At 40.2% G+C, this 21393-nt stretch carries 34 protein-coding genes, 1 tRNA gene and 1 pseudogene; 7 read left to right on the forward strand and 29 right to left on the reverse strand.

The features are described 5' to 3' along the window. Window positions 1-27: 27 nt before the first annotated feature. From DWY31_RS04385 to DWY31_RS13900, 20 genes are all read right to left on the reverse strand, one after another. Window positions 28-456 carry a hypothetical protein gene (locus tag DWY31_RS04385; RefSeq protein ID WP_442873162.1) on the reverse strand — a complete coding sequence of 143 codons (429 nt, stop codon included), beginning with the start codon at window positions 454-456 and terminating at the stop codon, window positions 28-30. Beyond that, a complete protein-coding gene (locus tag DWY31_RS04390) occupies window positions 419-646 on the reverse strand; it encodes a hypothetical protein (RefSeq protein ID WP_118519634.1) in 228 nt (75 codons plus the stop codon). Before DWY31_RS04390 ends, DWY31_RS04385 begins: the two co-directional genes overlap by 38 nt. Then, window positions 647-1009, reverse strand: coding sequence for a DUF551 domain-containing protein (locus tag DWY31_RS04395; RefSeq protein WP_243060396.1), 363 nt, complete (start codon window positions 1007-1009; stop codon window positions 647-649). Between the two features lie 3 nt (window positions 1010-1012). Beyond that, complete coding sequence (locus tag DWY31_RS04400) at window positions 1013-1363, reverse strand: hypothetical protein (protein WP_118519635.1); 351 nt, start codon at window positions 1361-1363, stop codon at window positions 1013-1015. After that, window positions 1320-1739 (reverse strand): hypothetical protein, encoded by a 420-nt coding sequence (locus DWY31_RS04405; RefSeq protein WP_118519636.1) that lies wholly within the window; start codon window positions 1737-1739, stop codon window positions 1320-1322. Before DWY31_RS04405 ends, DWY31_RS04400 begins: the two co-directional genes overlap by 44 nt. Window positions 1740-1742: 3 nt before the next feature. Continuing rightward, complete coding sequence (locus DWY31_RS04410; protein WP_118519637.1) at window positions 1743-2120, reverse strand: hypothetical protein; 378 nt, start codon at window positions 2118-2120, stop codon at window positions 1743-1745. Continuing rightward, window positions 2117-2980, reverse strand: a complete 864-nt coding sequence (locus tag DWY31_RS04415; RefSeq protein ID WP_118519638.1) for a DUF4373 domain-containing protein — start codon at window positions 2978-2980, stop codon at window positions 2117-2119. Before DWY31_RS04415 ends, DWY31_RS04410 begins: the two co-directional genes overlap by 4 nt. A 15-nt stretch (window positions 2981-2995) precedes the next feature. Further along, window positions 2996-3430 (reverse strand): RusA family crossover junction endodeoxyribonuclease, encoded by a 435-nt coding sequence (locus DWY31_RS04420; protein ID WP_118519709.1) that lies wholly within the window; start codon window positions 3428-3430, stop codon window positions 2996-2998. Between the two features lie 109 nt (window positions 3431-3539). After that, window positions 3540-4280, reverse strand: coding sequence for a hypothetical protein (locus DWY31_RS04425; protein ID WP_118519639.1), 741 nt, complete (start codon window positions 4278-4280; stop codon window positions 3540-3542). 15 nt (window positions 4281-4295) lie between these two features. Then, entirely contained in the window at window positions 4296-4721 is a 426-nt protein-coding gene (locus DWY31_RS04430; protein ID WP_118519640.1) for a hypothetical protein, read from the reverse strand. Window positions 4722-4739: 18 nt separating this feature from the next. Next, entirely contained in the window at window positions 4740-5672 is a 933-nt protein-coding gene (locus DWY31_RS04435; RefSeq protein ID WP_118519641.1) for a recombinase RecT, read from the reverse strand. A gap of 4 nt (window positions 5673-5676) precedes the next feature. Then, on the reverse strand, window positions 5677-6558 hold the full coding sequence (locus DWY31_RS04440; RefSeq protein WP_118519642.1) for a DUF1351 domain-containing protein: 882 nt from the start codon (window positions 6556-6558) through the stop codon (window positions 5677-5679). A gap of 10 nt (window positions 6559-6568) precedes the next feature. Next, the gene (locus DWY31_RS04445; protein WP_118519643.1) at window positions 6569-7228 is read right to left on the reverse strand and encodes a YqaJ viral recombinase family protein; all 660 of its coding nucleotides are present in this window, start codon (window positions 7226-7228) and stop codon (window positions 6569-6571) included. Beyond that, window positions 7221-7349 (reverse strand): hypothetical protein, encoded by a 129-nt coding sequence (locus DWY31_RS14245; RefSeq protein WP_279220062.1) that lies wholly within the window; start codon window positions 7347-7349, stop codon window positions 7221-7223. Before DWY31_RS14245 ends, DWY31_RS04445 begins: the two co-directional genes overlap by 8 nt. Further along, window positions 7350-7718, reverse strand: coding sequence for a DUF3846 domain-containing protein (locus tag DWY31_RS04450; protein WP_118519644.1), 369 nt, complete (start codon window positions 7716-7718; stop codon window positions 7350-7352). A gap of 88 nt (window positions 7719-7806) precedes the next feature. Next, a complete protein-coding gene (locus DWY31_RS04455; protein WP_118519645.1) occupies window positions 7807-8046 on the reverse strand; it encodes a hypothetical protein in 240 nt (79 codons plus the stop codon). A 15-nt stretch (window positions 8047-8061) separates the two neighbouring features. Next, complete coding sequence (locus DWY31_RS04460; RefSeq protein ID WP_118519646.1) at window positions 8062-8379, reverse strand: hypothetical protein; 318 nt, start codon at window positions 8377-8379, stop codon at window positions 8062-8064. A 30-nt stretch (window positions 8380-8409) separates the two neighbouring features. After that, window positions 8410-8565: a hypothetical protein gene (locus DWY31_RS13890; RefSeq protein WP_158549919.1), complete on the reverse strand. Its 156-nt coding sequence runs from the start codon at window positions 8563-8565 to the stop codon at window positions 8410-8412. Between the two features lie 174 nt (window positions 8566-8739). Then, entirely contained in the window at window positions 8740-8889 is a 150-nt protein-coding gene (locus DWY31_RS13895; protein WP_158575485.1) for a hypothetical protein, read from the reverse strand. A gap of 15 nt (window positions 8890-8904) precedes the next feature. Then, entirely contained in the window at window positions 8905-9267 is a 363-nt protein-coding gene (locus DWY31_RS13900; protein WP_118519647.1) for a membrane lipoprotein lipid attachment site-containing protein, read from the reverse strand. Window positions 9268-9488: 221 nt separating this feature from the next. Between DWY31_RS13900 and DWY31_RS04470 the strand changes: the two genes are divergently transcribed. Beyond that, window positions 9489-9734 carry a hypothetical protein gene (locus DWY31_RS04470; RefSeq protein ID WP_118519648.1) on the forward strand — a complete coding sequence of 82 codons (246 nt, stop codon included), beginning with the start codon at window positions 9489-9491 and terminating at the stop codon, window positions 9732-9734. Window positions 9735-9958: 224 nt separating this feature from the next. On the opposite strand, the gene DWY31_RS04480 is transcribed toward DWY31_RS04470, so the two are convergent. Continuing rightward, on the reverse strand, window positions 9959-10201 hold the full coding sequence (locus DWY31_RS04480; protein ID WP_118519650.1) for a helix-turn-helix domain-containing protein: 243 nt from the start codon (window positions 10199-10201) through the stop codon (window positions 9959-9961). A gap of 158 nt (window positions 10202-10359) precedes the next feature. Here DWY31_RS04480 and DWY31_RS04485 point away from each other — a divergent pair, with 158 nt between their 5' ends. The 6 genes and pseudogenes from DWY31_RS04485 to DWY31_RS04510 all read left to right on the forward strand — a co-directional run. Then, window positions 10360-10701, forward strand: coding sequence for a helix-turn-helix domain-containing protein (locus DWY31_RS04485; protein WP_118519651.1), 342 nt, complete (start codon window positions 10360-10362; stop codon window positions 10699-10701). Window positions 10702-10746: 45 nt separating this feature from the next. Beyond that, window positions 10747-11214 carry an ImmA/IrrE family metallo-endopeptidase gene (locus DWY31_RS04490; protein WP_118519652.1) on the forward strand — a complete coding sequence of 156 codons (468 nt, stop codon included), beginning with the start codon at window positions 10747-10749 and terminating at the stop codon, window positions 11212-11214. A 14-nt stretch (window positions 11215-11228) separates the two neighbouring features. Continuing rightward, on the forward strand, window positions 11229-12470 hold the full coding sequence (locus DWY31_RS14005) for a tetratricopeptide repeat protein (RefSeq protein WP_199671922.1): 1242 nt from the start codon (window positions 11229-11231) through the stop codon (window positions 12468-12470). 134 nt (window positions 12471-12604) lie between these two features. Continuing rightward, complete coding sequence (locus tag DWY31_RS04500; RefSeq protein ID WP_118519653.1) at window positions 12605-13435, forward strand: hypothetical protein; 831 nt, start codon at window positions 12605-12607, stop codon at window positions 13433-13435. A gap of 186 nt (window positions 13436-13621) precedes the next feature. Beyond that, window positions 13622-15181 carry a recombinase family protein gene (locus DWY31_RS04505; protein ID WP_118519654.1) on the forward strand — a complete coding sequence of 520 codons (1560 nt, stop codon included), beginning with the start codon at window positions 13622-13624 and terminating at the stop codon, window positions 15179-15181. Window positions 15182-15214: 33 nt separating this feature from the next. Continuing rightward, window positions 15215-15646, forward strand: a pseudogene (locus tag DWY31_RS04510) (manganese catalase family protein); the annotation flags it as partial. Window positions 15647-15688: 42 nt separating this feature from the next. Here DWY31_RS04510 and DWY31_RS04515 read toward each other — a convergent pair. The 8 genes from DWY31_RS04515 to efp form a co-directional block, all read right to left on the reverse strand. Beyond that, window positions 15689-16153 (reverse strand): hypothetical protein, encoded by a 465-nt coding sequence (locus DWY31_RS04515; RefSeq protein WP_021861584.1) that lies wholly within the window; start codon window positions 16151-16153, stop codon window positions 15689-15691. A 94-nt stretch (window positions 16154-16247) separates the two neighbouring features. Continuing rightward, the gene (locus DWY31_RS04520; protein ID WP_118519655.1) at window positions 16248-17522 is read right to left on the reverse strand and encodes a S1C family serine protease; all 1275 of its coding nucleotides are present in this window, start codon (window positions 17520-17522) and stop codon (window positions 16248-16250) included. An 87-nt stretch (window positions 17523-17609) separates the two neighbouring features. Then, a complete protein-coding gene (locus DWY31_RS04525) occupies window positions 17610-17942 on the reverse strand; it encodes a branched-chain amino acid transporter permease (RefSeq protein ID WP_118519656.1) in 333 nt (110 codons plus the stop codon). Beyond that, complete coding sequence (locus DWY31_RS04530; RefSeq protein WP_021861586.1) at window positions 17933-18640, reverse strand: AzlC family ABC transporter permease; 708 nt, start codon at window positions 18638-18640, stop codon at window positions 17933-17935. Before DWY31_RS04530 ends, DWY31_RS04525 begins: the two co-directional genes overlap by 10 nt. Before the next feature lie 137 nt (window positions 18641-18777). Then, a complete protein-coding gene (locus tag DWY31_RS04535; protein ID WP_021861587.1) occupies window positions 18778-19404 on the reverse strand; it encodes a hypothetical protein in 627 nt (208 codons plus the stop codon). Between the two features lie 35 nt (window positions 19405-19439). Beyond that, window positions 19440-19511, reverse strand: a tRNA-Arg gene (locus tag DWY31_RS04540). Between the two features lie 193 nt (window positions 19512-19704). Then, window positions 19705-20577 (reverse strand): DUF5688 family protein, encoded by an 873-nt coding sequence (locus tag DWY31_RS04545; RefSeq protein ID WP_118287764.1) that lies wholly within the window; start codon window positions 20575-20577, stop codon window positions 19705-19707. Between the two features lie 166 nt (window positions 20578-20743). Continuing rightward, window positions 20744-21310 carry an elongation factor P gene (gene efp / locus DWY31_RS04550; RefSeq protein WP_021861589.1) on the reverse strand — a complete coding sequence of 189 codons (567 nt, stop codon included), beginning with the start codon at window positions 21308-21310 and terminating at the stop codon, window positions 20744-20746. Window positions 21311-21393: the final 83 nt, after the last annotated feature.

Genomic DNA, 21393 nt, shown 5'->3' on the forward strand with positions numbered 1-21393 from the left:
CGGTTTTCGCCATTGGCTCAAGTGTTATTATACATGTGCTTTTTGTGCTTTTTGTGCTTTTTTCAAATAATCATCAATTTTTCTGCTCACACGACTACGATCCAGATGCACCCGTTTTGCAACTTCCCTTTGTGTCACATCTTTTCTTCCATCGATGTAATAGATTCGGAAGATTCTGTGCGTCAGGCTGTCTTTGATATTCTCCACAAAACGCTCGATTTCTTCACACTCTGCTTCTAACTTCTCTTTTCTCTTAAGATCCCGGTCCTGCAGTCTCTCGTATTTCTCCTGATCGAATCCGACTACACTCTGCGGCATTGGATAGCCTTTGCTGTAGTCGAAGATCACATTGTTTCCGATCATCGTATCGGACTTCCATCGGTTCTGAAGCATGTAATCCAGTTCCAGAATCTCTGCTTTATTGTTCCGGTACATTGCAAGTCTTTCCCTTGTCATCTGCTCCACCGGCATCAACCTCCTTATTTACATTTACTCCCACCTTCTTTAGATAATCATCCACCGTATAGTTCCGATAAGCTGGTGGTGTATGGAATCTCTCGCTTGCCTTTTTATCGATATCCGATTCCAGCTCATCATAATGTTGTTGACCTTCTAGTCTTTGTTTCTTTGTACTTCCTCTGTTCAATCATTTCTCAGCTCCTTCGTCGTTTTGTTTGTATGGTTCCGGCAATGGCGTCCATGCATTGACAAATATTTCATAGCTTGAATATGGTTTTTCATCATCTCCCGGATAGAATATACCGCCTTCATCATTTTCTTCATATCTTGCGATATCCAGCATTGTTGCATTCTCAAATGATACCAATATGTAGTTTTCACCTTCCGGCAATCTCTCGCTTATCGGAATCCATTTGCTAAGGACATTTGTGTCCTTGGCATCTTCCCTGTCCTCATACATCGCCAGTCTATCCACCAGCTCCTGTTTCTTATTCGGAGACCAGTACCCTCGCTTTATACCGTTCTCTCTTTTATGTGTTAATCTTTCCATGATCTATTCCTCCACATCCTTTGCTCGCACCCTGTTGCCCTTCTCGTACTTCGTGCACTCTTCTACCTTGCATCCTCTGCTGTGTTTCGTAATCGCCACGTAATCACAATTATTTACTTCCGGTCGATTGCTCCGGAACTTGCAACTCTTACACAGATGCCGATCCGAATTGTCTACTGTAGGCTCTTTTTCTTTCTTCCGGAATCTCGCTGCATGATACCCGACTGTTCCGAACGGGATACCGGTTTGATCAGCGATCTCACGATTGGTGTATCCTTCCTCTACCAGTTTCCGGATTTTCTCTTTCTTCTCATCGATATTGTCCGCCGGAAGATCTACCTCTTTTTCTTCCATCCTGTCTTCCGGCTTCTGCAGGGGGGGGGCATGCCTTTCCCGGATCAGCATGCTCTTCCACATCGACTGACTTCTTTTCCGGTTCTTCATCTAGATCCTCTTCTGGTTCATCTTCCGGAAGATCTTTCAGCTCCGGTACTGGCCTCTGCCTCTTTCCTGTTTCTACCATATCCGCCAGTGCTTTGGCGAACTCTGGATTTTCAATTGCCGGAACTTCCACGAAAAACGTTGTATTTTCTGTAAAATACTTTTCCATGTTGTCTATGTTCATGCTTCCATCATCATACTCAGTAAGCACCAGGACTTTCTTCCCTTGTGAAAAAGCAAGCAGTGCTTCCTTTAAACTTTTATCTGCATATTCTTTTCCATTATGCATTTTCTATTCCTCCACTCTTTTGTTATAGTGCCGCTCTCCATTCAAATACGCTTCTCTTTTCCTCTGGTTTCCAACCAACTGCCGCATCTTGTTGAATGTATTCCTATGGTTCTGGCTGTTAAAGAACTCTACCAGTAGCTCTAACCGTTGCACCTCGTCCTTTTGTCGTCTTCGCTCTTGTCTACTTCGCTGGAACTTCGTGGCGATTTTATTTCTTTCAGCCTTATCTTCTGCAAACTCCAATTCGTGTAAAAAGTCCTGCAGCCTCTTGTCTTCTTTTCCAACAGCTTCACGAGCCATCTCATACTCTGACTTAACCTGATCAATATAATTTAAGAATCCCTGCAGCAGTTCGGAAGGCTGTCTTTGCGTGTTTTTCACTTTGCATCACCTTCTTTCTCCGGTACACCCAACAGTCCCCTTTCCAGTTTCTCCATGTTATAATCACGCCCCGAAAAATTATTTGCCTTATTCTTCTGTCTGGATCCGGGCTTTCTTTTTCCTGTTTTCAGTTCGTAGAATCCTTTATATCCTCCCGCCGTAGCCTTCTTAACGATAGCGATCTGTTCCTCTGCCTTGTCGCTCAGTGTTTTCAGATCATCCCTCAGAGCCTGTATCTGTTCCGGAAGGATTTCTCCATAATTATGTTCACGGACAAGAAGGTACATCTGAAAAGCCTGTTCAAGTTCTGGATGTTGAAATGCTATATTATTATTTTTATTATTTACTTTACTTTTCTTTGTGTCATTTTTCTCGGAATTTAATGAGTTTTTCCCGGAAAAACCCTTGTATTTTCCGGAATTTTCTTCAAAAAGTGTGCACTTAATAAAAGGTTCTGTATCTTCTTCATTTAGAAGCCAGTACCTGCCTACTTCTAACGGCGTTCTACTCTTTCGCATTCTTTCTTTAATACCAAGCTGATACCGCCTCTGTATCCCGGCAGAGGTCAAGACCTTGTCCAAACTAAAAAGTGTGTTATCAAACAGTGACCGTTTTAGCAGGAAGTTCAAGACCTGCTTCACCTTATTCTGATCTATCCCGAGTTCATCGGAAATGATATATTCAAAATCATCATCCACCTTGATGTAATATCCCTGACGATAGATCTCGCACAGCAAGAATAAATAAATCAATACTCCATCGGATTTGTATCTTGCTTTCAAAATCCGAATCTTATTATCTTCAAAAAAATCTATATCAAATGGAAAGTAAAGAAGGCCTTTTAGTCTCGGTCTCGCCATGTCGCACCTTCTTTCCTAATTCGCATATTCCTCCACTGTCACATCCAGTCCTTCTATTGCCGAATATGCTTTCTTAGCTGCCACCAGAACAATCTGCGTGTCATCGTGGTAAGCTACGCCATTCAACGCATCTGCTACAACCTTTACGATGTTGTCCACATCTGGCTTCTTAAGCGGAAGTTCTTTTCCCTCCAACATAAGTGCAGCACGCTTTTTGCTTGTACTCTTCGGAGGGGAGAATCTGGCTACGATCCGAAGTGTTACCGGCTTTCCCTGTTCCAGGAACATTCCGCCACATGCATTTAAGAACTGGTTCTTAATATAATTTTCATACAGCAGATCTTTCTCCGGCGTGTAAGACATTGTATTTCCGGTATGTTTATTCCGGACTGTCTTCGCCCTTGCCTTGCCCTGCGGCTTTCCCGGGACATGAAATGTTACTGACTTCACTGGCTGCTCCTTTCTCCCTGCAGATACCGGAATGTTTCCCGACACCTGCAGGAACTTTACTTCATTTACGAGTTACTTTTGTGATACACTTCCATAGGAAGTTGCAAGCTTAAGCAATTATCGTGATTTTACGTTCCTTAATCTGATCGCTCAATTCATATTCAAGATAATTCTTGATTTTCTTCATAACTGTATTTTTCCACAAACCGCCGTCGGCTTCTACCAGTTTAAATACCGGTCCTCTATCACTATCTTTAATACGGAATATATAAGAACTCTCTGGCTGTTCGATTTCGGCAAATGTACGATATGGTCTAAGTCTTACCGGATTTGGCACAATCACATCACTCAGTTCCACCCCTGCCTTAATCGTTGTCTTCTGCGATACGCCATCATCTGAATAGTTTGCGGTTGTTCCGGATTTGATGTTTCCGGACACCTGCATAATGGTAAGTAAATCTGCTGTCTGCAAAAAGTTAGATTGCAACTCTATTAGGAAGCGCTCCTGATCATAATAATTGTCAAACGCAAATTCATTTACAATTGCTTCTGCAGCCATTAAACTTTCTCTTTTCCTCTCATCGATTAATCCGGAATACAAGCTCACTCTGGTTGGACTTACTACGTGGAGAATAGATGTCTCCCTTAATTCTTCCGGTTTTCCCTTAATGTAGTCCACTAATGCTGTCAACGTATTTACTGAAAGGCTGCTCGCCATGGGAAATCTATGATATCTGGTAAGTTCCCTTGTGCAATATGTATTTCCTTCTATCTCCACAATTTTCGGCTCCATACTCTTTTCTTTCAGACTTGTAATATACTGTAAAGCGTCTCTTAATCCTTCCATCATCTTTTTAACTCCTCCCTATGCTTTCTTTCGCAAATCTACAACTTTATTTTCAACAATCTCGCCTGTAGTGGTGTCTACTTTACTTCCATCCACTTCTACTACATTCTCCGGAACAACTCCTGGCACGTCATTTACAGACATCTGCCCCGGAATCTGGTTTCCCATTTCAACGGCTTCTACTTCTCCGGTTTGCAGGTTTTTACCCATGCTAAATGCTGTGACAGCTCCAAGTGCCGGAGCAAGCGTTGTCTTCGTCTGTACCCCTGTTGCTACAAAATTCCGCTCTGCATTCGGCTTAAATGCAATCGTAACCGTTATCTTTCTCGTTGCTCCCGAATCCGTATTTGGATTCTGGATATTTTCAGTCACTTCTTCAATAGCCCTATTTACCTGCGCCGAAAACGCTCCGTTTGCAAACTTTTCTAAATCTACATGTTTCACTGCTTATTACCTCCTGCATTAATTATTGAAAAACTCCGACTCAATATCGGAAGATTCTCCCTGTTCCTCTTCTGCGTCTATATGTACTTCCTGCAGATCCTGATCCGCAACCACATCGTTTGTTTCCACATCGGTTGTATTATTTTCTACATAATCTGCAGATCCGTCTTCCTGAATAACAGCCATGTCCTTATCGAGTGCTTTCTGAAGATCAATGCTCATGATTCCCCACTTGCTGATCAGCTGTCTGAGCATAGTCTTAAGCGCCATGCCATCAAAATCTTTAAACCAGAAGGAAGAATACTTCCATAAATCTTTTTCCGGAATTTTCCCCTGTTCTAATAATTCTAAAGACTTTGCTCCACCGTTTTTGTAAAAAGCGAAGGAATACTTTTCAGCGTGAGCCAGCATTCTCTTCTTAGACCAGTACATCGTTTTGCGGAAACCATTCTCGTACTCAAACATTGCATAATATCCGGCCGTAGGCGTTTCTTCTCGAACGATATCATCTTCAATCAAGTTCACTTCGACCGTTTCCTCTAACGGATCATAATGTACCAGCTCGTCCTCTTTAATCGCCAGGACGTTCAGCTTTTTATAATATCCGGATCGGATAGCCAGCTGAATATAGCCTTTATAACCTAACTGAAACTGTGCTTCTTTGCATCCCTTTTTCTTATTGTCAAAAGGCACCATATAAAACTGTCCGAGCTGTGGCGACGGCGAAAGATTCAAGGCCTCTCCCAATAATGCTGCTGATAAAATACTTGGATTCGTACACTCCTGCAATGCCGGAGTTGTCTGGACTGCAGATACAATACTGGAAATGAATCTTGTTCCGTTCTTTCCACCAACCACACTGTTAATCTGCTTCTTAACAGCATCCTGCGTCAGATAAGCTGTTAAGCCAGTCTTTGCCGTTTTCTTTACCAAACTGTTACTTACTGCCATATTTTTATTCCACCTTTCCAAATTTTAAATGATTTTCTTTCATATAATCGCGAAGTGCCATTAACTGCTCTTTTGTTCCCCATACACGGAAGTCCAAATACATCACATTTTCTTCCTCAGTGTTTACTGCCGGGGCTCCCGGTGCCGTATCTTCTGTTGCTGTAGCTTCTGCTGCGCCTGCTGTCTCAACCGGCTCTGCATTCTGCTCCGCCAGTTCTGCAGCTTTTCTTTCTTCCTCTGCTTTCTCTCTAGCAATACGCGCTTCCTCTTTACGCTTCTGGATATCTGCAAGCTCCTGTCCTTTCCGAATTGCCTGCGTAAGATCCAGTGTCTTCTTGTAAACTTCCAATGCTTCAAAGCTGAACTCCTGCAGATGATTGATCGTTCCAACCTCTTCGCCGATCCGGTACATGATATCCTTCATCTGGCTTTCTACCTTGGATAATGGCACAGATGCATTCAGCCATTTTTCATCCCAGATCATTTCGACTGTTACAAAATTCTGAAAACCGATTGTCTTAAATAATTCCTGTACTTCTTTTCGCTTTTCTTCCCGTTTCATCTGCTCGACTTCTTTAATCTGCACATCAATCAGCTTAGCCGGTTCATCGATCAGTACAGTGACTTCTTTTAACTGTTTTTCAAACCGATTATACGGTTCCATACACAGCTTTTTGACTCTCTTGCGCTCGTCTTCAAATGCAGCCTTTAGCTTATTCAGGTTTGCTCTGTCCTGTTTTGCTTCTTTGATAGTGTTCTCTGTAAATACAAGTCCTCTGTAGTCTTCCATCATGGTTGCGATTCCGGCTTTGATTTCCTCATGGTTCCATTCGATTTCCCGCACGAATCCATCTTCCTGCGGACTTAAAATCTTTAATTCCAACATAAAATACCTCCTATATTATCGGGATGGTCCGCGGAGGCATCCTGTCGCTCTCCACGAATCCCCAAAATTTCTTTTCTTCCCGAAGCAGCATGGCAAGATCCTCTTCCACTTCTGAGCGTTCTATAAAATAATGCCTGACTGCGGTCTGCCTTTCGCCGCCCCAGTCTGTATTCAAATGTGCTCTTAAGACTACGAACTGCCAGCCGGTAACTAGCAAATAATGCAGTACCTGTGTGTAATAGTTGTCCGGGATACGCTTTTTCCATTTCTCGTACTGTGTAGATCGTAAAATATTGGTGGTCTTGATCTCTAATATTCCTTTTCGACCGTTCTGGTCTGTCAGCTCTCCATCTAAGGAAGCCTGCATGAATGGATATTTCTTACTCTGCAATATCCGGAATTCGTGATGCTCCACTTCGTATTCCGGATAATCCAGTTTGAAAAGCTCACGTATATACTCCTCCGCTTTTTTTCCATAAATCACATAAGGCTTGTCCGATATATCTTCCGGTACTGTCCTTCCAGTTTTTTCTTCAAACAGATCGATATTACTTTTATATGGATTCTTTCCCATAACTGCACTGGCATCACTGCCGCCTATTCCATTCATTCTGCCTTTCAGCCAATGTTCTTCATCTTCAAAATCGTAGATCTTAAAAATATCATTCATGCTTGCTTCCTGATCTGCCTTTCACCTGTAATTCTTTCTTGTGCTCTTTACATTCCTGGCACTCACATTTTTCGCCCGGATCGAGATTCGCCCCGCAAAAAGGACATTCATTGTAATACATTTATTCTTCTCCTTCCTCCAATATTGGAAAATCATTCAAAAGCTTATCCATCCACTGCCTTGCATCACTTTCCGTAAATCCGGTAAAATCCTCACCGACTACCAGCGCAAGAAGGACATCTCCCGCGATTGGATTGCCATGCTCCTGTGTACCGTAAAAGTAGCTGCCGACTACATTTAACGGTAGCTGCTTCCAGAGTCCTTCCTCATCCACCAGCATGATCACCGGCGCCTTATAATACTCATACATGAGCTTTGTATGTACTGTTTCGAAATGCCCTCCGAGTTCTTTCTGGATGGCTTTATAATCACTCATATTGATGTCGATCATGCGGATTTTATTATCTGTTGTGATTTTCAGTGTTTTCATATTTGACTAATTTCCTTTCTTCGTTTAAAATACAATTGACTAATTTCTTTTGTGCCGGATTCGGGTTCTTCCCTTTCTGGCACTCTTTTTATATGCTTTTAAAATACTGTGCCTGTCCGGCTTCGACTCTTAATCCGGAAGTTCCGATCTCCAGATTGTACGGACCGGCTGCTGCATCGTTGGTATATCCATACACATCACCGTCCAGAATCTGCACCGACACATGCCGGATGCCATGCTTTGCAGCCACTCTCCGGATATCTTTCAGCGCCCGGACTACATTTTCATCTGTAGCAAATCCAAGCCATTTTTCTTTCATGCTCTGCACTTTTTCACCTTCTCTCTAATAAAATGTCATAAATATCACCACCCAGAATCCAATTACTGACACGCCAATCAGCGCCACCAGGATTCCGAGAATCCAGCAGAATACTTTGTACGCCATCTGCTTTCTTCTTTTGTATCTTTTAATTCCCTGCTCTCTCATTGTTTTCATCAGTACCCAATAAAGAGCCAGTGGAGAAACATCAAAACTGCTGCCGCGTAACAGGACAGACAGATCAGCAGTGCACTCTGCGTCGCTTCGCTCATTTTTCTCTTTCTTCTCATGCTCTATCTCCTTTCTGATCTTATACAGATCTTGTTTAAAACCTTGTATCACCTTATTTAAAGCTTGTCTTACTTTAACCGCCTAAGCGGTTTTCTCTTTTAAGTCCTTTAATCTTCCAACGATGAAATCCGAAAAGCTCCGGACAATCCGGTTCACCTCTTCCGGTGTCTTATCCCGGTATGCATCATCGGAGATATGGCAGGTGCAGCCATTGTTGTTCATTGTTTCTACAATCATCTTCCTGCCCTCCTGTGTTCTTATTGCATTTTATGTGGTATGGTTTGTACTTGTTGCGGTTCTCTGGTATAATTTTCCTATCAAATGAGTCACCAAGAGTGTATCTTCTATTACTCCGAAGTAACTTCTTCACCACAGCTAAAATCGATTTTCAATTCAAAGTAACTAAGCTGATTAATTGTTCGTTGCAATTGGTCGGCTTGATACTTTTGCCTGTTCTACCAATTCTTTAAACTCTGGTAGATTTTTAACGTTAATATTTAATTGTCCTGTTGGCGTTTCCAATCCTTTTCCGCTATGTTCTGAATCGTAATATCCTTGCACTCTGCACCTCCTACATTACTTACTCTTCTCAACCGGTTCCTCTTCACAGTCCCTATTTTCATCGTAGGAAAACATATCTCCAACTTCACAGCTGTTATATACTTCTTCCGTCGTATAGTAGTCGGCTGTATCATAATCGCCATCGTCATTTTTCTCTATCGATTTAATAGAAATGCGCCATCTATCTGGATAATGATGTGTTACCGGCACATATGTCGTGTATAATGATTTCCCATTCGTATGAATCATCGGTATTATAATTGTTCTTGTTTCTTCTGGAAGAAATTCTTTTTCATATATCTCTCCTTCTGTTATTTTCTGACTACACCCTGTTAAGAGGATTAAGCACGCAAATAATACAAATATAATTTTCTTCACTCTTATACTTACCTCACTATTCCTCTGTTATTGGAATATTTCTCATACTTATTTTTATGATTTCGTTTCACTCGAATTTTTTTCTTTCTCGAAGTTTTACCTTTTGTCTTTCCAGTAAAATGATTTAAATTATATCCAGGCATTGTCTTTTCTCCCTTGTCCTCCTATACTTTTCTTACAGGGTATGCCAGTACCTAAGTAATAAAGAAAGGAGTATGCGTATGCTTAAAATTTATGCTTGTCTCGCTGGTGATTGGGTTTGTCTTACCGATGATCCTGATTGCACGATCGGTGAAAACAAGAAATCTCCTAGTGTTTGGTGGGAAGAAAACGCTTCCATTTATTCACCTGGAAAACGTCCTTCTGATCTCCTTGATAGCTTTTATGGACTAGATTATGTTCATATTAGCTATAAAGGTAATGATTGGAGAATTAATCCAATTTACCTCCAAATCGTGAACGGATAGCTTTTTTTACATTTTCAGAATCGGTGAGTTGAAGACCTCTCTTTGATTCACCGATTTGCCGATCAAACTCAGAATCGATGCCTTCTCGCAACTTAACCCATTCACAATATGAAATGCCTCTCAAAGCCTTTATATATTTATCCACTTTCATCACTCTCCTTTCTCTGAACCTGTTTCATCTGTTGCGAATAAGTAATCTAATGATTTGTCCAAGAAGTCCTCTTTTATGTTTGTGTCTTGTCCGGTTTGTTTCGTTGCATTTTTGGGACGCTTGGTCTAAAAAAAATATCGATAGGATCATTCAACATTAGAAAGTCAGTAATTTTAACCGCTTCTTCTAAAGTGAATTGTGTCCTTCCATTTAATTTAGCATTAAGAGATTGCACTGTAATGCCTAAATATTCCGACATTTTAGCTTGCGACACATGTGCCTCTGTCATCTTCCCTTTCAATTTATCAAATGACATTATCTCACTTCCTTTCGTTGCATATTTGGGATGTTTATATAATACGCTCGCTAAATCTTATTGTCAACCCATATTTGCAACATTTTTTTAATTTTCTTTAATTATTTGTTGCAAATATGAAAAAATAGTTTATAATTACCTTATACGGAGGTATTGATATGAGCGAAAAAGAAATAAGCGAAAAAATGCAAGATATTATGAAGCGAATGAGAAACAGACGTGAAGAACTTAATATGTCATACCAAACTCTTTCTGAAAAGGTAGGAATTAGTAAATCTACTCTCCAAAGATATGAAACTGGCTATATAAAAAATATGCCCGTAGATAAATTAGAAGAAATTGCAAACGCATTACAGGTATCACCTGCTTACCTTATGGGCTGGGATATAGATGAGCCAACTACCCTTGCCGCCCACTTCGATGGCGATGAATATACAGAAGACGAACTTGACGAAATTCGCCAGTTTGCTGAATTTGTAAAGAACAAACGAGCTAAGTAATTTATAGGACAGCTTATCTGATATACTCAAGCGGGAGGTGTTTGTATGAATACATATGAGAAGCTACAGGACGAAGCCTGCAAAGACGGTATAGAAGTTGTTGATTATCCTTTTGAAAGCGAAAGAATTAAAGGATTATACTGTGATGGCACTATCGTTATCAGAGATAATATAGCTACAACCACAGAAAAAGCCTGCGTTCTGGCAGAAGAACTCGGTCATCATTATACTTCTGTTGGAAATATTATCGACATGGAATATACCGGTAATCGAAAACAGGAACGGCAGGCAAGGCTTTGGGGATACAACCGCAGTATCGGATTATTCGGTCTGATCAGAGCCTACGAACATGGTTGTAAAGATAAATATGAAATTGCAGAGTATTTGGATGTTACAGAAGAATTTTTAGAAAACTGCATTGCGTGCTATAGAGATAAATATGGCATACTAACTATTGTAGATAATTATATAATCTACTTTATTCCACACCTTACAATTGCAGAACTAATATAATATGGAGGTATCATATGGGATTGTTTAATTTTTTTAACAAAAAACCTTCTTTATCCGTTATTGAATTACAAAATGACTTACGAATACTTAATGATTGCGCCAGTTTAATTGAAAAAACAGTCAATCCTGATGTATTTTTCTCTCGATTTGATTTATATTATGAAAAACTATCTATACTTGCTGACGCCCAAAAACGTAAAATTGTTGTTGTAAAAGGAGATAATATAGCAAAAAAATATTCAAAGCTAAATACTCCAACCGCAAAAGCTGATAAAATAAATACTTTTATAAAACGTTATTGGGATTCCACTTGTTCTAAATCCCAAAAGTTAAAAACTGAAAAAGGGAAAAATAATTGTTTTGAAAATTTCAAAAGTTCTCTTTCTAATTACGACTCACGACTACCTGATTCTTGTATTGAATATTATAATTATCTTTACACGAGCGCTCCTCGCACTGCAAGTATGCCAAGAAATCAAATACCTGCTAATCAGATAAATTCCATGCAACAGTTCAAAGCAAGTGATACTTATTGCCAAACTATTTATGATTTGTATTACAAAGACTATTCAGAAAAACCTTTTATTTCTCAAGACAGAGAATTTAATACCAATTGGATTGAACAATCAAAAATGTTTCCTAATCAATCGCTCGTATCTGAAGCTATGATGAAACGTTATCCAGATGGTCTGTTACCTGGTCATATTTATATGTTGTACTGGCTAAAGAAATATACCAACAAAAGGGTACCCTCGTACTTCGAATATAAATACGGTATAGATTTTTATAAAGAAAAAGAGTTCTTAACTCAGAACGGTTATTTGGAAAATTCCAAGCCTACCCACAAAGGCGAGCTTGCAATTAACACTCATCAAGATGTCATTGTTAAACATGATTCGAATTTTCAAGTAAATTTATCAGATAATGCTGATTTAAGTAAATTAAAAGATCCTGCCGACATTAACTTAAAAGCACTGGAATTAGAAAAGCAGGGAGATGTAGATACTGCCATAACGCTCTACGAAAAGAATGTATCCCATCGTTTCGACGGCAATTGTCCTTATGATAGACTTGCCATTATCTACAGAAAGAAAAAAGACTATGATAATGAAATCCGTGTTCTTGAAACAGCAATTGATGTTTTTACACATGACGTCCCTGCTAGCCGTTCAGATCGTTCTATCAAATTAACACGTTTCAAAGAACGTCTAACAAAAGTAACAAAATTAAAGATGAATAATCAGAAAGTCCTTTAATAACGATTCATCCAGTATCTCTAACCATAAATACACTGCCCTCTTGATACGAAAGTATTTATATGGCGGAGATATCTGATTGAATAAATGAACTCTGAAAAAAAAACTCTGAAAAAAACGAAAGGAAAGGACATATGAAAAAGAAAAAAACACTACTAGGATTGATTGCTGCCATTGCGATCATTGTCATCGGTATTTGTGTTTGGTACTTTCAGGTGAAAAAGCCTCATGATCTTGCAGAAACAAAGTTTAATGCTGCAGTCAAAGAAGTAGAAGCCAAGAATACTGAACTTACCTCTGCAATGAACGATGCTCAGAAAATATTGGACAAAAAGGAAGCAGTTTATGATAACACTACTAAAGAAGCCTTTATTACTGCTCTTTCCGATGCAAAAGCAGCACAGCGCAAAATACCAGATCTACCAAAAAAGACAGCAGACATCAATGCTGAAACGAAAAAGCTTTCTGAACCACTGGATTACTCCTCTGTAATTAATGCTATTTCTGAAAAACAAACAGCTTATCAGAACAGCGTTCTGCAGATGAAGCAAATCACTAATCCTAATGAAGATTTCGTTATTCAGCGCTTAAAGGGAATTCCAAATATTTCCGGATATCAGGCAGTCACAGAAGATCATGATCCAAACGGAAATCTAAATAAACAGGGAGGCTACACTTCCACAGTTTATTTTTCTACTCCTCTTATCGACCAATCTAGTGTATATGGAAATGACATTGTAGATAAAGGAACTGAATGCGGTGGAGCTATCGAAGTTTATGCATCAGAAGAAGATGCCGAAAAGAGAGATTCGTATCTTGCCAGCTTTGATGGTGCAGGAATGTTAAATTCCGGATCTCACAAAGTTTTAGGTACTATCGTAATCCGAACCTCAACCAAATTAACAGCTACACAACAAAACAAGTTCACCAACAACATTACAAACAAATTATTAGAATTACAGTAAAATACAAAAAAATCCCCGGTGTTACCAGCACCAGGGAAAACGAGAAAACTATAGGGTGTTTGGAACACAGTACAATTCTCTCCCTCACAAAGATTATTGTATCACAAAAATCCGGCACCGTATAGGTGTTATTTTTATACGCAAAATTAAGCAACCTCACACATATACTAAGGAAAGGTGATACATATGCAATACGAAGAATATCTTATCTATCTCCGGAAGTCCCGAAGTGATGCTTCTCTGGAAGCTATGGGCGTGGATGTCCTGGAACGGCATGAGCAGATCTTACTTGATCTTGCCAAACGAATGAACTTATCCATTGGCGGGATCTACCGTGAAGTCGTTTCCGGAGAGTCTATATCCGCGCGTCCGGAAATGCAGAAGCTTTTATCTGAAGTTGAATCCGGACGTTGGGAAGGTGTACTCGTAATGGAAGTGGAACGTCTGGCGAGAGGTGATACTGTCGATCAGGGAATTGTTCAAAGAGCTTTCCAGTATTCCGGAACGAAGATCATCACTCCAACAAAGACCTATAATCCAAATAATGAATTTGACGAAGAATACTTTGAGTTCGGACTCTTCATGAGCCGGAGGGAATACAAGACAATCCGCCGCCGGATGCGCGCCGGTGTGACTGCTGCCGTGAAGGAAGGAAAATGGCCGTTCAATCAGGCACCCTACGGCTGGCAGCGCGTGAAGCTCGAACATGGGCGTGGATGGGTTCTCGCTCCGGATCCGGACGAAGCTCCGGTCGTGAAACTTATCTTCCGGCTCTATACCGGCCCCGATCGCATCGGAATTACCCACATCTGCAGATATCTGGACAACCGGGGAATCAAGCCAAGGAACGGAGATGCCTGGCTGGAATGCAGCGTTATGGGAATCTTAAGGAACATTGTCAATGATCAGCGAGTCGGCATTGGGCGAAGAAAGGTTGTAAAGCAAGTACAGAACGGTTCTGTCAGTAAGGTGCGTCCTCACAGTGATTATGATTTTACCGCCCCGGGGCTGCAGCCACGATTGATTGATCATGATGTATTCCTCGAAGCGCAGGAATATCTTTCCAAAAACTCTCATAAGCTGCCGGAATCCTATGGAATTAAAAATCCTCTTGCCGGAATACTGGTCTGCTCCTGCTGTGGAAAGAAAATGCAGCGAAGACCGGCTTCTAAGGATGGCTCCGGAAGATGTCCTTATGACGTTTTAATGTGTAATACCAGAGGCTGTCCCACCATCGGTTCAACGCTTGATCTGGTAGAGCGTGAGCTCATACAGGCGTTATCCGACTGGGTAGCTGGATACCAGTTAGATCCAACGCTCGAAGTCGAGAACAAAGTTCCGGAAAAAGAACAGCTTCTCTCTTCCGCTGTCAGCAATCACGATTTATTACTAAAACAAAATGGAAACTTATACGATCTGTTGGAACAGGGAGTCTACACCACCGAGATCTTTCTGGAACGTTCCCACGAATTACAGAAACGTATCAAAGAATCGGAAGCACATATAGAAATTCTAAAAAAAGATCTGGAATATGAAAAAGAGAAAATAGCAAACATAGAGAACTTCATTCCTTCCTGCAAGGAACTTCTTTCCTGCTACTGGGACTTATCCGTCCAGGACCGGAACAAAGCTCTGAAAATGCTCCTGGAAAGTGTCGAATACACGAAAACGAAGCGAAATCGTAAGGGAGATAAGGATAATCCTACTTTTACACTGAATTTAAAGCCCCGAATCCCGCGTATTTAGGGGCTTTTTCATTAGCGACAACATTTATGGGCGCAAGAACTGGCTCACTTAGAAATCGTCTGTGCTATTGTTTATCAACTTACAAAAAATATGACAATGGAAGAATTAGAAAAATCCGGTTTTGATAAATATTATGTAGATCATACGCTTGCACTCTGGCCACAGTCTGCCGGCGGTGTTCCTTGGAGCGCCACTACTTTCCAGTCCAAAGGTGATCCCATCACCGATTTAAGCGAAGATATGGCTGCGGAGCAAAAAGCACGTACAACCTACGATAACATTCTGCGCCTTGTCAAAGATCCGGAAGTCTGCGAACCAATCCGTTTCCTGCGTGAACGCGAAATCGTACACTATCAACGTTTCGGTGAAAGTCTGCGCATCGTACAGGATCATCTGGACAGTAAAAACTTCTATGCGTTTAACCCGGAATTTGACCTCCGGGCATGTTTCAAAAACAAAAACTAAACAGAAAAAGGATTCCCGGAAAAATTCCGGAAATCCTTTTTATTATTTCAATAGCATATATACAATTACTGCTGCTACAACTACGATTGCAATTCCAAGAATGATTACAGGCGCTTTGGAAAGCTTCTCTTCTTCCTCATAAACATCATCGTAATCATAATCTTCTTCTACTCTTGCAGTTTTTTTCTTTTTCTTTCTGCCATCTTCTACTGCTAACAGTTCATCATATGCTTTGCGCATCTCATCTTCACGTTTCTTACGAACGCTCTTTGGTGGAATATTCGAATACTTCTGTTCCTGCTCTTCCTCTTCCTGACGCTGCATAGATGCTTCCTTAATAGATCTGTGCAATGTTTCCTGCGTTGCCGGTTCTCTTCTTTCCGGAGCATGCTTCTGTTCTTTCCTGTTCTGTGGTACTTTGAACTTCTTCTTGCAATTATAACATAACAGGTAATTTGGATCTTTTTTACCCGGCCGGAGCTGTTGGCCGCAAATCGGACACTTCATTGGTATATTTTGCCTCCTCATATCGTAATCTACTTAGCATTATACTACAAATCACAAAAAATGGCAAAAACATTTCTCTTACTGTGTATTTTACTTATTGTGTGCTTTTTCCAAGTGTAACTTTCACGGTACGCTCTTTATAACTTCCATTTGAATTTGGAACCTGGATCGTCACTTTAACTTTCTCGCCAACTTTGTAATACTGCAGTTCTTCTTTTAATGCAGACATACTGTCCACTGTTGTTCCTTCCAGTTCTGTGATCACGCATCCCTTTGTGATCCCTGCATTTTTTGCTCCTCCGCCAGAGATAACATTAGATACATACACACCTGTTGGCATATTATACATCTGCGAACTGTCGGAAGTCACATCCACGCCTTCAATTCCCAGATATCCCTGTTTGCCTTCTGCTACTTTTGTTTTTGTCTTCTGATTCATCAGATTTTTAATTACATCACTTGCGCTGGAAATTGGGATCGCATATCCCATGCCTTCTACTGCATCTGTCGCGACCTTAGCAGTATTAATACCAATCACTTCACCCTTTGCATTCAGAAGTGCGCCACCACTGTTACCCGGATTAATTGCTGCATCTGTCTGGATAAGTTTGCCACTAACTCCATCCAGTGTACGTCCGGTTGCTGATACAATACCTGTTGTTACAGACTGACCGTAACCAAGTGCGTTACCAATTGCAATAGCCGTCTCTCCGACCTGCACTTTTTCTGAATCTGCAAGCGTTGCAACTTTAATTTTATTTAATGTAGAATCTTTGATATCACTGAGCTTTACAGCGATAACTGCAAGGTCTCTGGAAGAATCTGTTCCCTTTACCTGTGCTTCCACACTCTTATTGTCAACAAAAGAAACTGTCAGCGTTTTATTACTTTCCACTACATGGTTGTTCGTTGCAATCAGAAGTTCTGAATCTGTCTGGGAAATAATAATACCAGAGCCTACACTCTTGCTTTCCTGCTCCTGCACTCCACCAAAGAAATTCTGAACCTGCTGTACACTTAAATTGGTAATTGATACAACCGATGGCATTACATTACTTGCAACTTTGGAAATATCTGAGCTTGTTGAACTACTGTCTGAACTTGTTGAAATCTTTGCACTGTTTACAGTTGCAACTTCTTTTGTCTTACTGCCTGATGTGCTGAAAACCTTGCTACCCACAAGATTACTTGTCTGAAAAGCCGCACTTGCTGCCACACCAAATGCCAGTCCGAAACATACTGCTTTTACCCAATGTGATGTTTTCTTTTTCGGTGGTTTCTCATCCTGCGGCTGATACTGATAACCTCCCTGTCCATTTTGATTCTGATCATCCTGATCCGGTGTATAATAAGTATATTGATTTTCCATAAATCATTACTCCTTTCACTACTTCGTTTATACTAAGTAGTCTAATCTATAATTGTGTTTAAACTGTGATAAAACTATGTTTAAACCTTAAAAAACAACCTGGATCAAAAACATATATAATGCCGTACCAACGCCAATACTTAACAGGTTATTACGTTTCCATACATGAAGTCCTGCCGTCACTGCCACAGCAAGAAATTCTGGTATGCCATGTGGCGATACAAAAACCGATGTATTCTTTAGGCAGTAAACTACTAACATCCCGATCACTGCCGGAGTCAGTACTTTTCCCAGATACTGGATCACTGGCGGTATTTCTTTTCCTTCTGGAAACAAGAGAAACGGAAATACTCTTGTTCCAAAAGTTGTCAATGCAACTGCCAGAATAATAATTGCTGATAACGTTGCATTTACTGGCATGACAGGTTCACCTCCTTCTGAAGCTGTTTTTTCGATACAAATAAAATCATTACAATTAATAACATGGATGGCAGTACAAATCTGGATGCCCCGAAAATCTGCAATCCAATAAATGCTGCTGCCACTCCGATAATTTCCGGAATCCGGTTCTTTTTATCCAGCCACTGTTCAATAAAAATGACAACAAACAATGCCGTCATTGCAAAATCAATTCCCTCTGAATTAAATGGCAGTACACTTCCCGCCACTGCACCAATGATCGAACCAGCTACCCAATACACCTGATCCAGTGAAGCAATCGCAAACAGGAATTTTCCTTCATCAATGCCTTCCGGAATCTTCGTCGTACACAAAAGGGAATATGTTTCATCTGTCAGGCTGAAAATCATATACCATTTTTTCTTTCCCATGCCATTAAATCGTTCCAATAAGGAAATTCCGTAAAAAACATGACGGATGTTAACCATTAATGTCATAAAGACAACCTGGAAAATTGATATTCCGGGAACGAAAAAATTCACAGCAAGATACTGTCCGGAACCTGCATATACAAGAATACTCATAAGCGCAGCCCATAAAAATGAATATCCCTTTTCTGCAAACATAACTCCGAATGCTACTCCGATAAATATATATCCGGTCAAAACCGGAATCGTATATGGGAATGCTTTTTTGTATGCCTCTCTGTATCCTTTCATCTTATTGCTCGCTCCTTTTTCATCTTATGTATCCAAATGCCGTTTTCTTCGTTGTATAGACACAGGTAAACTTCCGGCACTGTAATGCTATACATAAAGCCAGATCCTTTTGCAAAGATCTGGCTTCTCGCTCTCTATCAAGAATGATTCAGTGCTTTCTGTAACTCCTTTACCGATTCCTCAAGTAATGCATCCGACTTCAGTGCCGTCTGATATTGTCGGCGGCTCTTTTCAAGCAGTGCTTTCACATCATGTTGTCCGGCAAGCAATTTTATATGGTCAATCTCCTGCCTATCCAGTTGTTTCACCCTGACCTGGAAATTCTTTCCATCCTTTTCCGTAATATACAAGGTCCCTACTCCCGGAAGCTCTGTATAGACCTGCTTAATCTTCATCCGGTACATTACAAATGCTACATATGTATCTGCATATTCTCCATCTTTTATATAAATCTGGAGATGATTGTATGTTTCTACAAAGTCCGTCTTCTCTGCTATACATCTGTAATAATCTCTTACCGCCTGTCTTAATTCCGGCGATCTATTCTTACGCAGAGGATTCAGTTGTTCAACTTTACATCCCATATTTCTTGTTCTGCGCTTTTCTCTTACTATCTTTTGTGCTTTCTTCTGTGTGTTATCTCCTGTAAGTCCGATTCCGGTGCTCAACAAGATCAGGATAAAAAATAAGAAAAGCAGGCATCTTCTGCTTTTTCTCTTCTGAATATTCCTGTCTGTGAAGCCCGCTCCTAACGCACCTTTCATAAGAGTACCTCCACATACTATGCACTTTTAAAATACACACCCGGGCGGATTCGAACCGCCGCTCCCGCCTCCGGAGGGCGGTGCTCTATCCCCTGAGCTACGGGTGCATGACAATTTTCTTCAAACTGCATTATTTATACTACCATATTTTTCTTTTAAAGTAAAGGAAATGCTATAGACATTTCGTACATTTCCTTTACTTTATCATTTCTACTTTTCCTGATTCTTTTTACAATCTCAACAACTAATAAATGTTTTTTTACAGCCAATTTATACATTGGATTCTTTTATGCCTTCATATCAGCATATTGCAAGCCGGTCCTCTATTCTGTCATAATAATAGGCATGATTTTCAAGAATTTCTTCCGGCAGTACACAGGCTGCATTAATGCTTGCAACCATTTCGTTCAGATTCATGCAGTCATCGGTCTCCTTTTCGGGAACAATGATCACTTCATGCACACTGCTTGGCAAGACGTAAAAGTTTTCCTTCAGATATGTACCAATCTGATTTAAACATCCTGGATATATCATAGTTGCTGCCCCGAAACTTTTCTTTTCATTCGTCAGTACATACATTCTTGCAGCTTTATCTACAGCAATTCCTTCTTCGGAAAGCACATTCTGTATTGAATGAAATCTTGCCGGAAGGTGTTTTTTCATATTCATCATTGCAATTGCAAGAAGTTCCTTTTCATCTACGTTCCATTTTTCCATTGTTTCATTGCTGATCTGCATGGAAGCCATGCCGTCTTTGGTTATCTCTAAAAGTATGTAGAAAATAATCTCCAGATCCAGAATCGGCACATGTGGAATTTCTTTCAAAAATTCTTCATTCCTACTTCTCTGGACAAGCCTGAATACGATCTTATTCTTTATCTTTTCATAATTAAAAATCTCCGGCTCTTCCCATGACTGATCAAATTTCACTTTTTCATATACATTTAGAACTTCTTTTGCCAGCTCATCTACCTGGCTTCCAGACTGGTACTGTTCATAATAACCTTCCAGATAAATCGTCGGCGAAACATTCACACGCTGTTCTGAAATCACCAGACCGCTCCGGATAATTCCATTATTCTTTTTATTGTTGCATAATTCGACAGACAAAAGACATCCTGCCATTTCTTTCACACTTTTTTCCAATGCCTCAGTAAATTGATGATAAGTCATATTTCTCCTCTTTGGCCATTGTTGTAGTTATCTTCCGGAAATTGATGCGGGAAAATCCGCTTTTTACATCTTGTAGAAATTTAGAATAAATATTATGGTTTTATTATTATAAAAAAGCCTTGCAGAAAATGCAAGGCTTTTTTAATATTCTTTTAACTCGAAAAGATTAGTTTGCTCTGGATAAGTACTCTCCGGAACGTGTATCGATCTTAATCTTCTCTCCCTGCTCAACAAATAACGGAACTGCAACCTGTGCACCGGTCTCAACAATAGCCGGTTTGTTTGCTCCCTGAGCTGTGTTACCTTTGAATCCAGGCTCCGTCTCTGTAACAACCAGTTCAACAGTAAGCGGTGGCTCGATTGCGAAAGGTTTCTCCTGATATAAACTTACAGTAACTTCTTCGTTCTCTTTTACGAATTTCAGAGAATCACCAACATCTTCTGTCCCTACAGCGATCTGGTCAAATGTCTCATTATCCATGAAATAATACAGATCTCCATCATTGTACAGATACTGCATTTTCTTTCTCTCAATATATGCTTCCTGGAAAGACTCTGTAGGACGGAATGTTGTCTCTACTACACCACCGTTGATGATATCTTTTAATTTAACACGAACGAATGCTGCACCTTTTCCCGGTTTAACGTGCATGAAATCAATAACCTGACATACTTTACCATCAATCTCCAGTGTCATACCATTTCTAAATTCACCTGCTGACTTTGTTGCCATACTTTTATCCTCCTTAAATTATGTGTTTTCACACTTTATCAATTCTACTCACTTGTTCCATTCTATAATATCTGAGCGTTTTT

Source organism: Dorea sp. AF24-7LB (assembly GCF_003478575.1).
GTDB classification, from domain to species: domain Bacteria; phylum Bacillota; class Clostridia; order Lachnospirales; family Lachnospiraceae; genus Dorea_D; species Dorea_D hominis.

Excerpts from the sequence above, each read along its gene's own strand:
- DWY31_RS04415 (WP_118519638.1), bottom strand. The coding sequence starts at position 2,980 with ATGGCGAGACCGAGACTAAAAGGCCTTCTTTACTTTCCATTTGATATA.
- DWY31_RS04535 (WP_021861587.1), bottom strand. The coding sequence starts at position 19,404 with ATGAAAGGTGCGTTAGGAGCGGGCTTCACAGACAGGAATATTCAGAAG.
- DWY31_RS04515 (WP_021861584.1), bottom strand. The coding sequence starts at position 16,153 with ATGAAGTGTCCGATTTGCGGCCAACAGCTCCGGCCGGGTAAAAAAGAT.
- DWY31_RS04435 (WP_118519641.1), bottom strand. The coding sequence starts at position 5,672 with ATGGCAGTAAGTAACAGTTTGGTAAAGAAAACGGCAAAGACTGGCTTA.
- DWY31_RS04425 (WP_118519639.1), bottom strand. The coding sequence starts at position 4,280 with ATGATGGAAGGATTAAGAGACGCTTTACAGTATATTACAAGTCTGAAA.
- DWY31_RS04485 (WP_118519651.1), top strand. The coding sequence starts at position 10,360 with ATGAGCGAAAAAGAAATAAGCGAAAAAATGCAAGATATTATGAAGCGA.
- DWY31_RS04505 (WP_118519654.1), top strand. The coding sequence starts at position 13,622 with ATGCAATACGAAGAATATCTTATCTATCTCCGGAAGTCCCGAAGTGAT.
- DWY31_RS04490 (WP_118519652.1), top strand. The coding sequence starts at position 10,747 with ATGAATACATATGAGAAGCTACAGGACGAAGCCTGCAAAGACGGTATA.
- DWY31_RS13890 (WP_158549919.1), bottom strand. The coding sequence starts at position 8,565 with ATGATTGTAGAAACAATGAACAACAATGGCTGCACCTGCCATATCTCC.
- DWY31_RS04545 (WP_118287764.1), bottom strand. The coding sequence starts at position 20,577 with ATGACTTATCATCAATTTACTGAGGCATTGGAAAAAAGTGTGAAAGAA.
- DWY31_RS04470 (WP_118519648.1), top strand. The coding sequence starts at position 9,489 with ATGCTTAAAATTTATGCTTGTCTCGCTGGTGATTGGGTTTGTCTTACC.
- DWY31_RS04405 (WP_118519636.1), bottom strand. The coding sequence starts at position 1,739 with ATGCATAATGGAAAAGAATATGCAGATAAAAGTTTAAAGGAAGCACTG.
- DWY31_RS04395 (WP_243060396.1), bottom strand. The coding sequence starts at position 1,009 with ATGGAAAGATTAACACATAAAAGAGAGAACGGTATAAAGCGAGGGTAC.
- DWY31_RS14245 (WP_279220062.1), bottom strand. The coding sequence starts at position 7,349 with ATGTATTACAATGAATGTCCTTTTTGCGGGGCGAATCTCGATCCGGGC.
- DWY31_RS04525 (WP_118519656.1), bottom strand. The coding sequence starts at position 17,942 with ATGCCAGTAAATGCAACGTTATCAGCAATTATTATTCTGGCAGTTGCA.
- DWY31_RS04500 (WP_118519653.1), top strand. The coding sequence starts at position 12,605 with ATGAAAAAGAAAAAAACACTACTAGGATTGATTGCTGCCATTGCGATC.
- DWY31_RS04530 (WP_021861586.1), bottom strand. The coding sequence starts at position 18,640 with ATGAAAGGATACAGAGAGGCATACAAAAAAGCATTCCCATATACGATT.
- DWY31_RS04450 (WP_118519644.1), bottom strand. The coding sequence starts at position 7,718 with ATGAAAACACTGAAAATCACAACAGATAATAAAATCCGCATGATCGAC.
- DWY31_RS04385 (WP_442873162.1), bottom strand. The coding sequence starts at position 456 with ATGACAAGGGAAAGACTTGCAATGTACCGGAACAATAAAGCAGAGATT.
- efp (WP_021861589.1), bottom strand. The coding sequence starts at position 21,310 with ATGGCAACAAAGTCAGCAGGTGAATTTAGAAATGGTATGACACTGGAG.
- DWY31_RS04480 (WP_118519650.1), bottom strand. The coding sequence starts at position 10,201 with ATGTCATTTGATAAATTGAAAGGGAAGATGACAGAGGCACATGTGTCG.
- DWY31_RS04400 (WP_118519635.1), bottom strand. The coding sequence starts at position 1,363 with ATGGAAGAAAAAGAGGTAGATCTTCCGGCGGACAATATCGATGAGAAG.
- DWY31_RS04440 (WP_118519642.1), bottom strand. The coding sequence starts at position 6,558 with ATGTTGGAATTAAAGATTTTAAGTCCGCAGGAAGATGGATTCGTGCGG.
- DWY31_RS04445 (WP_118519643.1), bottom strand. The coding sequence starts at position 7,228 with ATGAATGATATTTTTAAGATCTACGATTTTGAAGATGAAGAACATTGG.
- DWY31_RS04520 (WP_118519655.1), bottom strand. The coding sequence starts at position 17,522 with ATGGAAAATCAATATACTTATTATACACCGGATCAGGATGATCAGAAT.
- DWY31_RS14005 (WP_199671922.1), top strand. The coding sequence starts at position 11,229 with ATGGGATTGTTTAATTTTTTTAACAAAAAACCTTCTTTATCCGTTATT.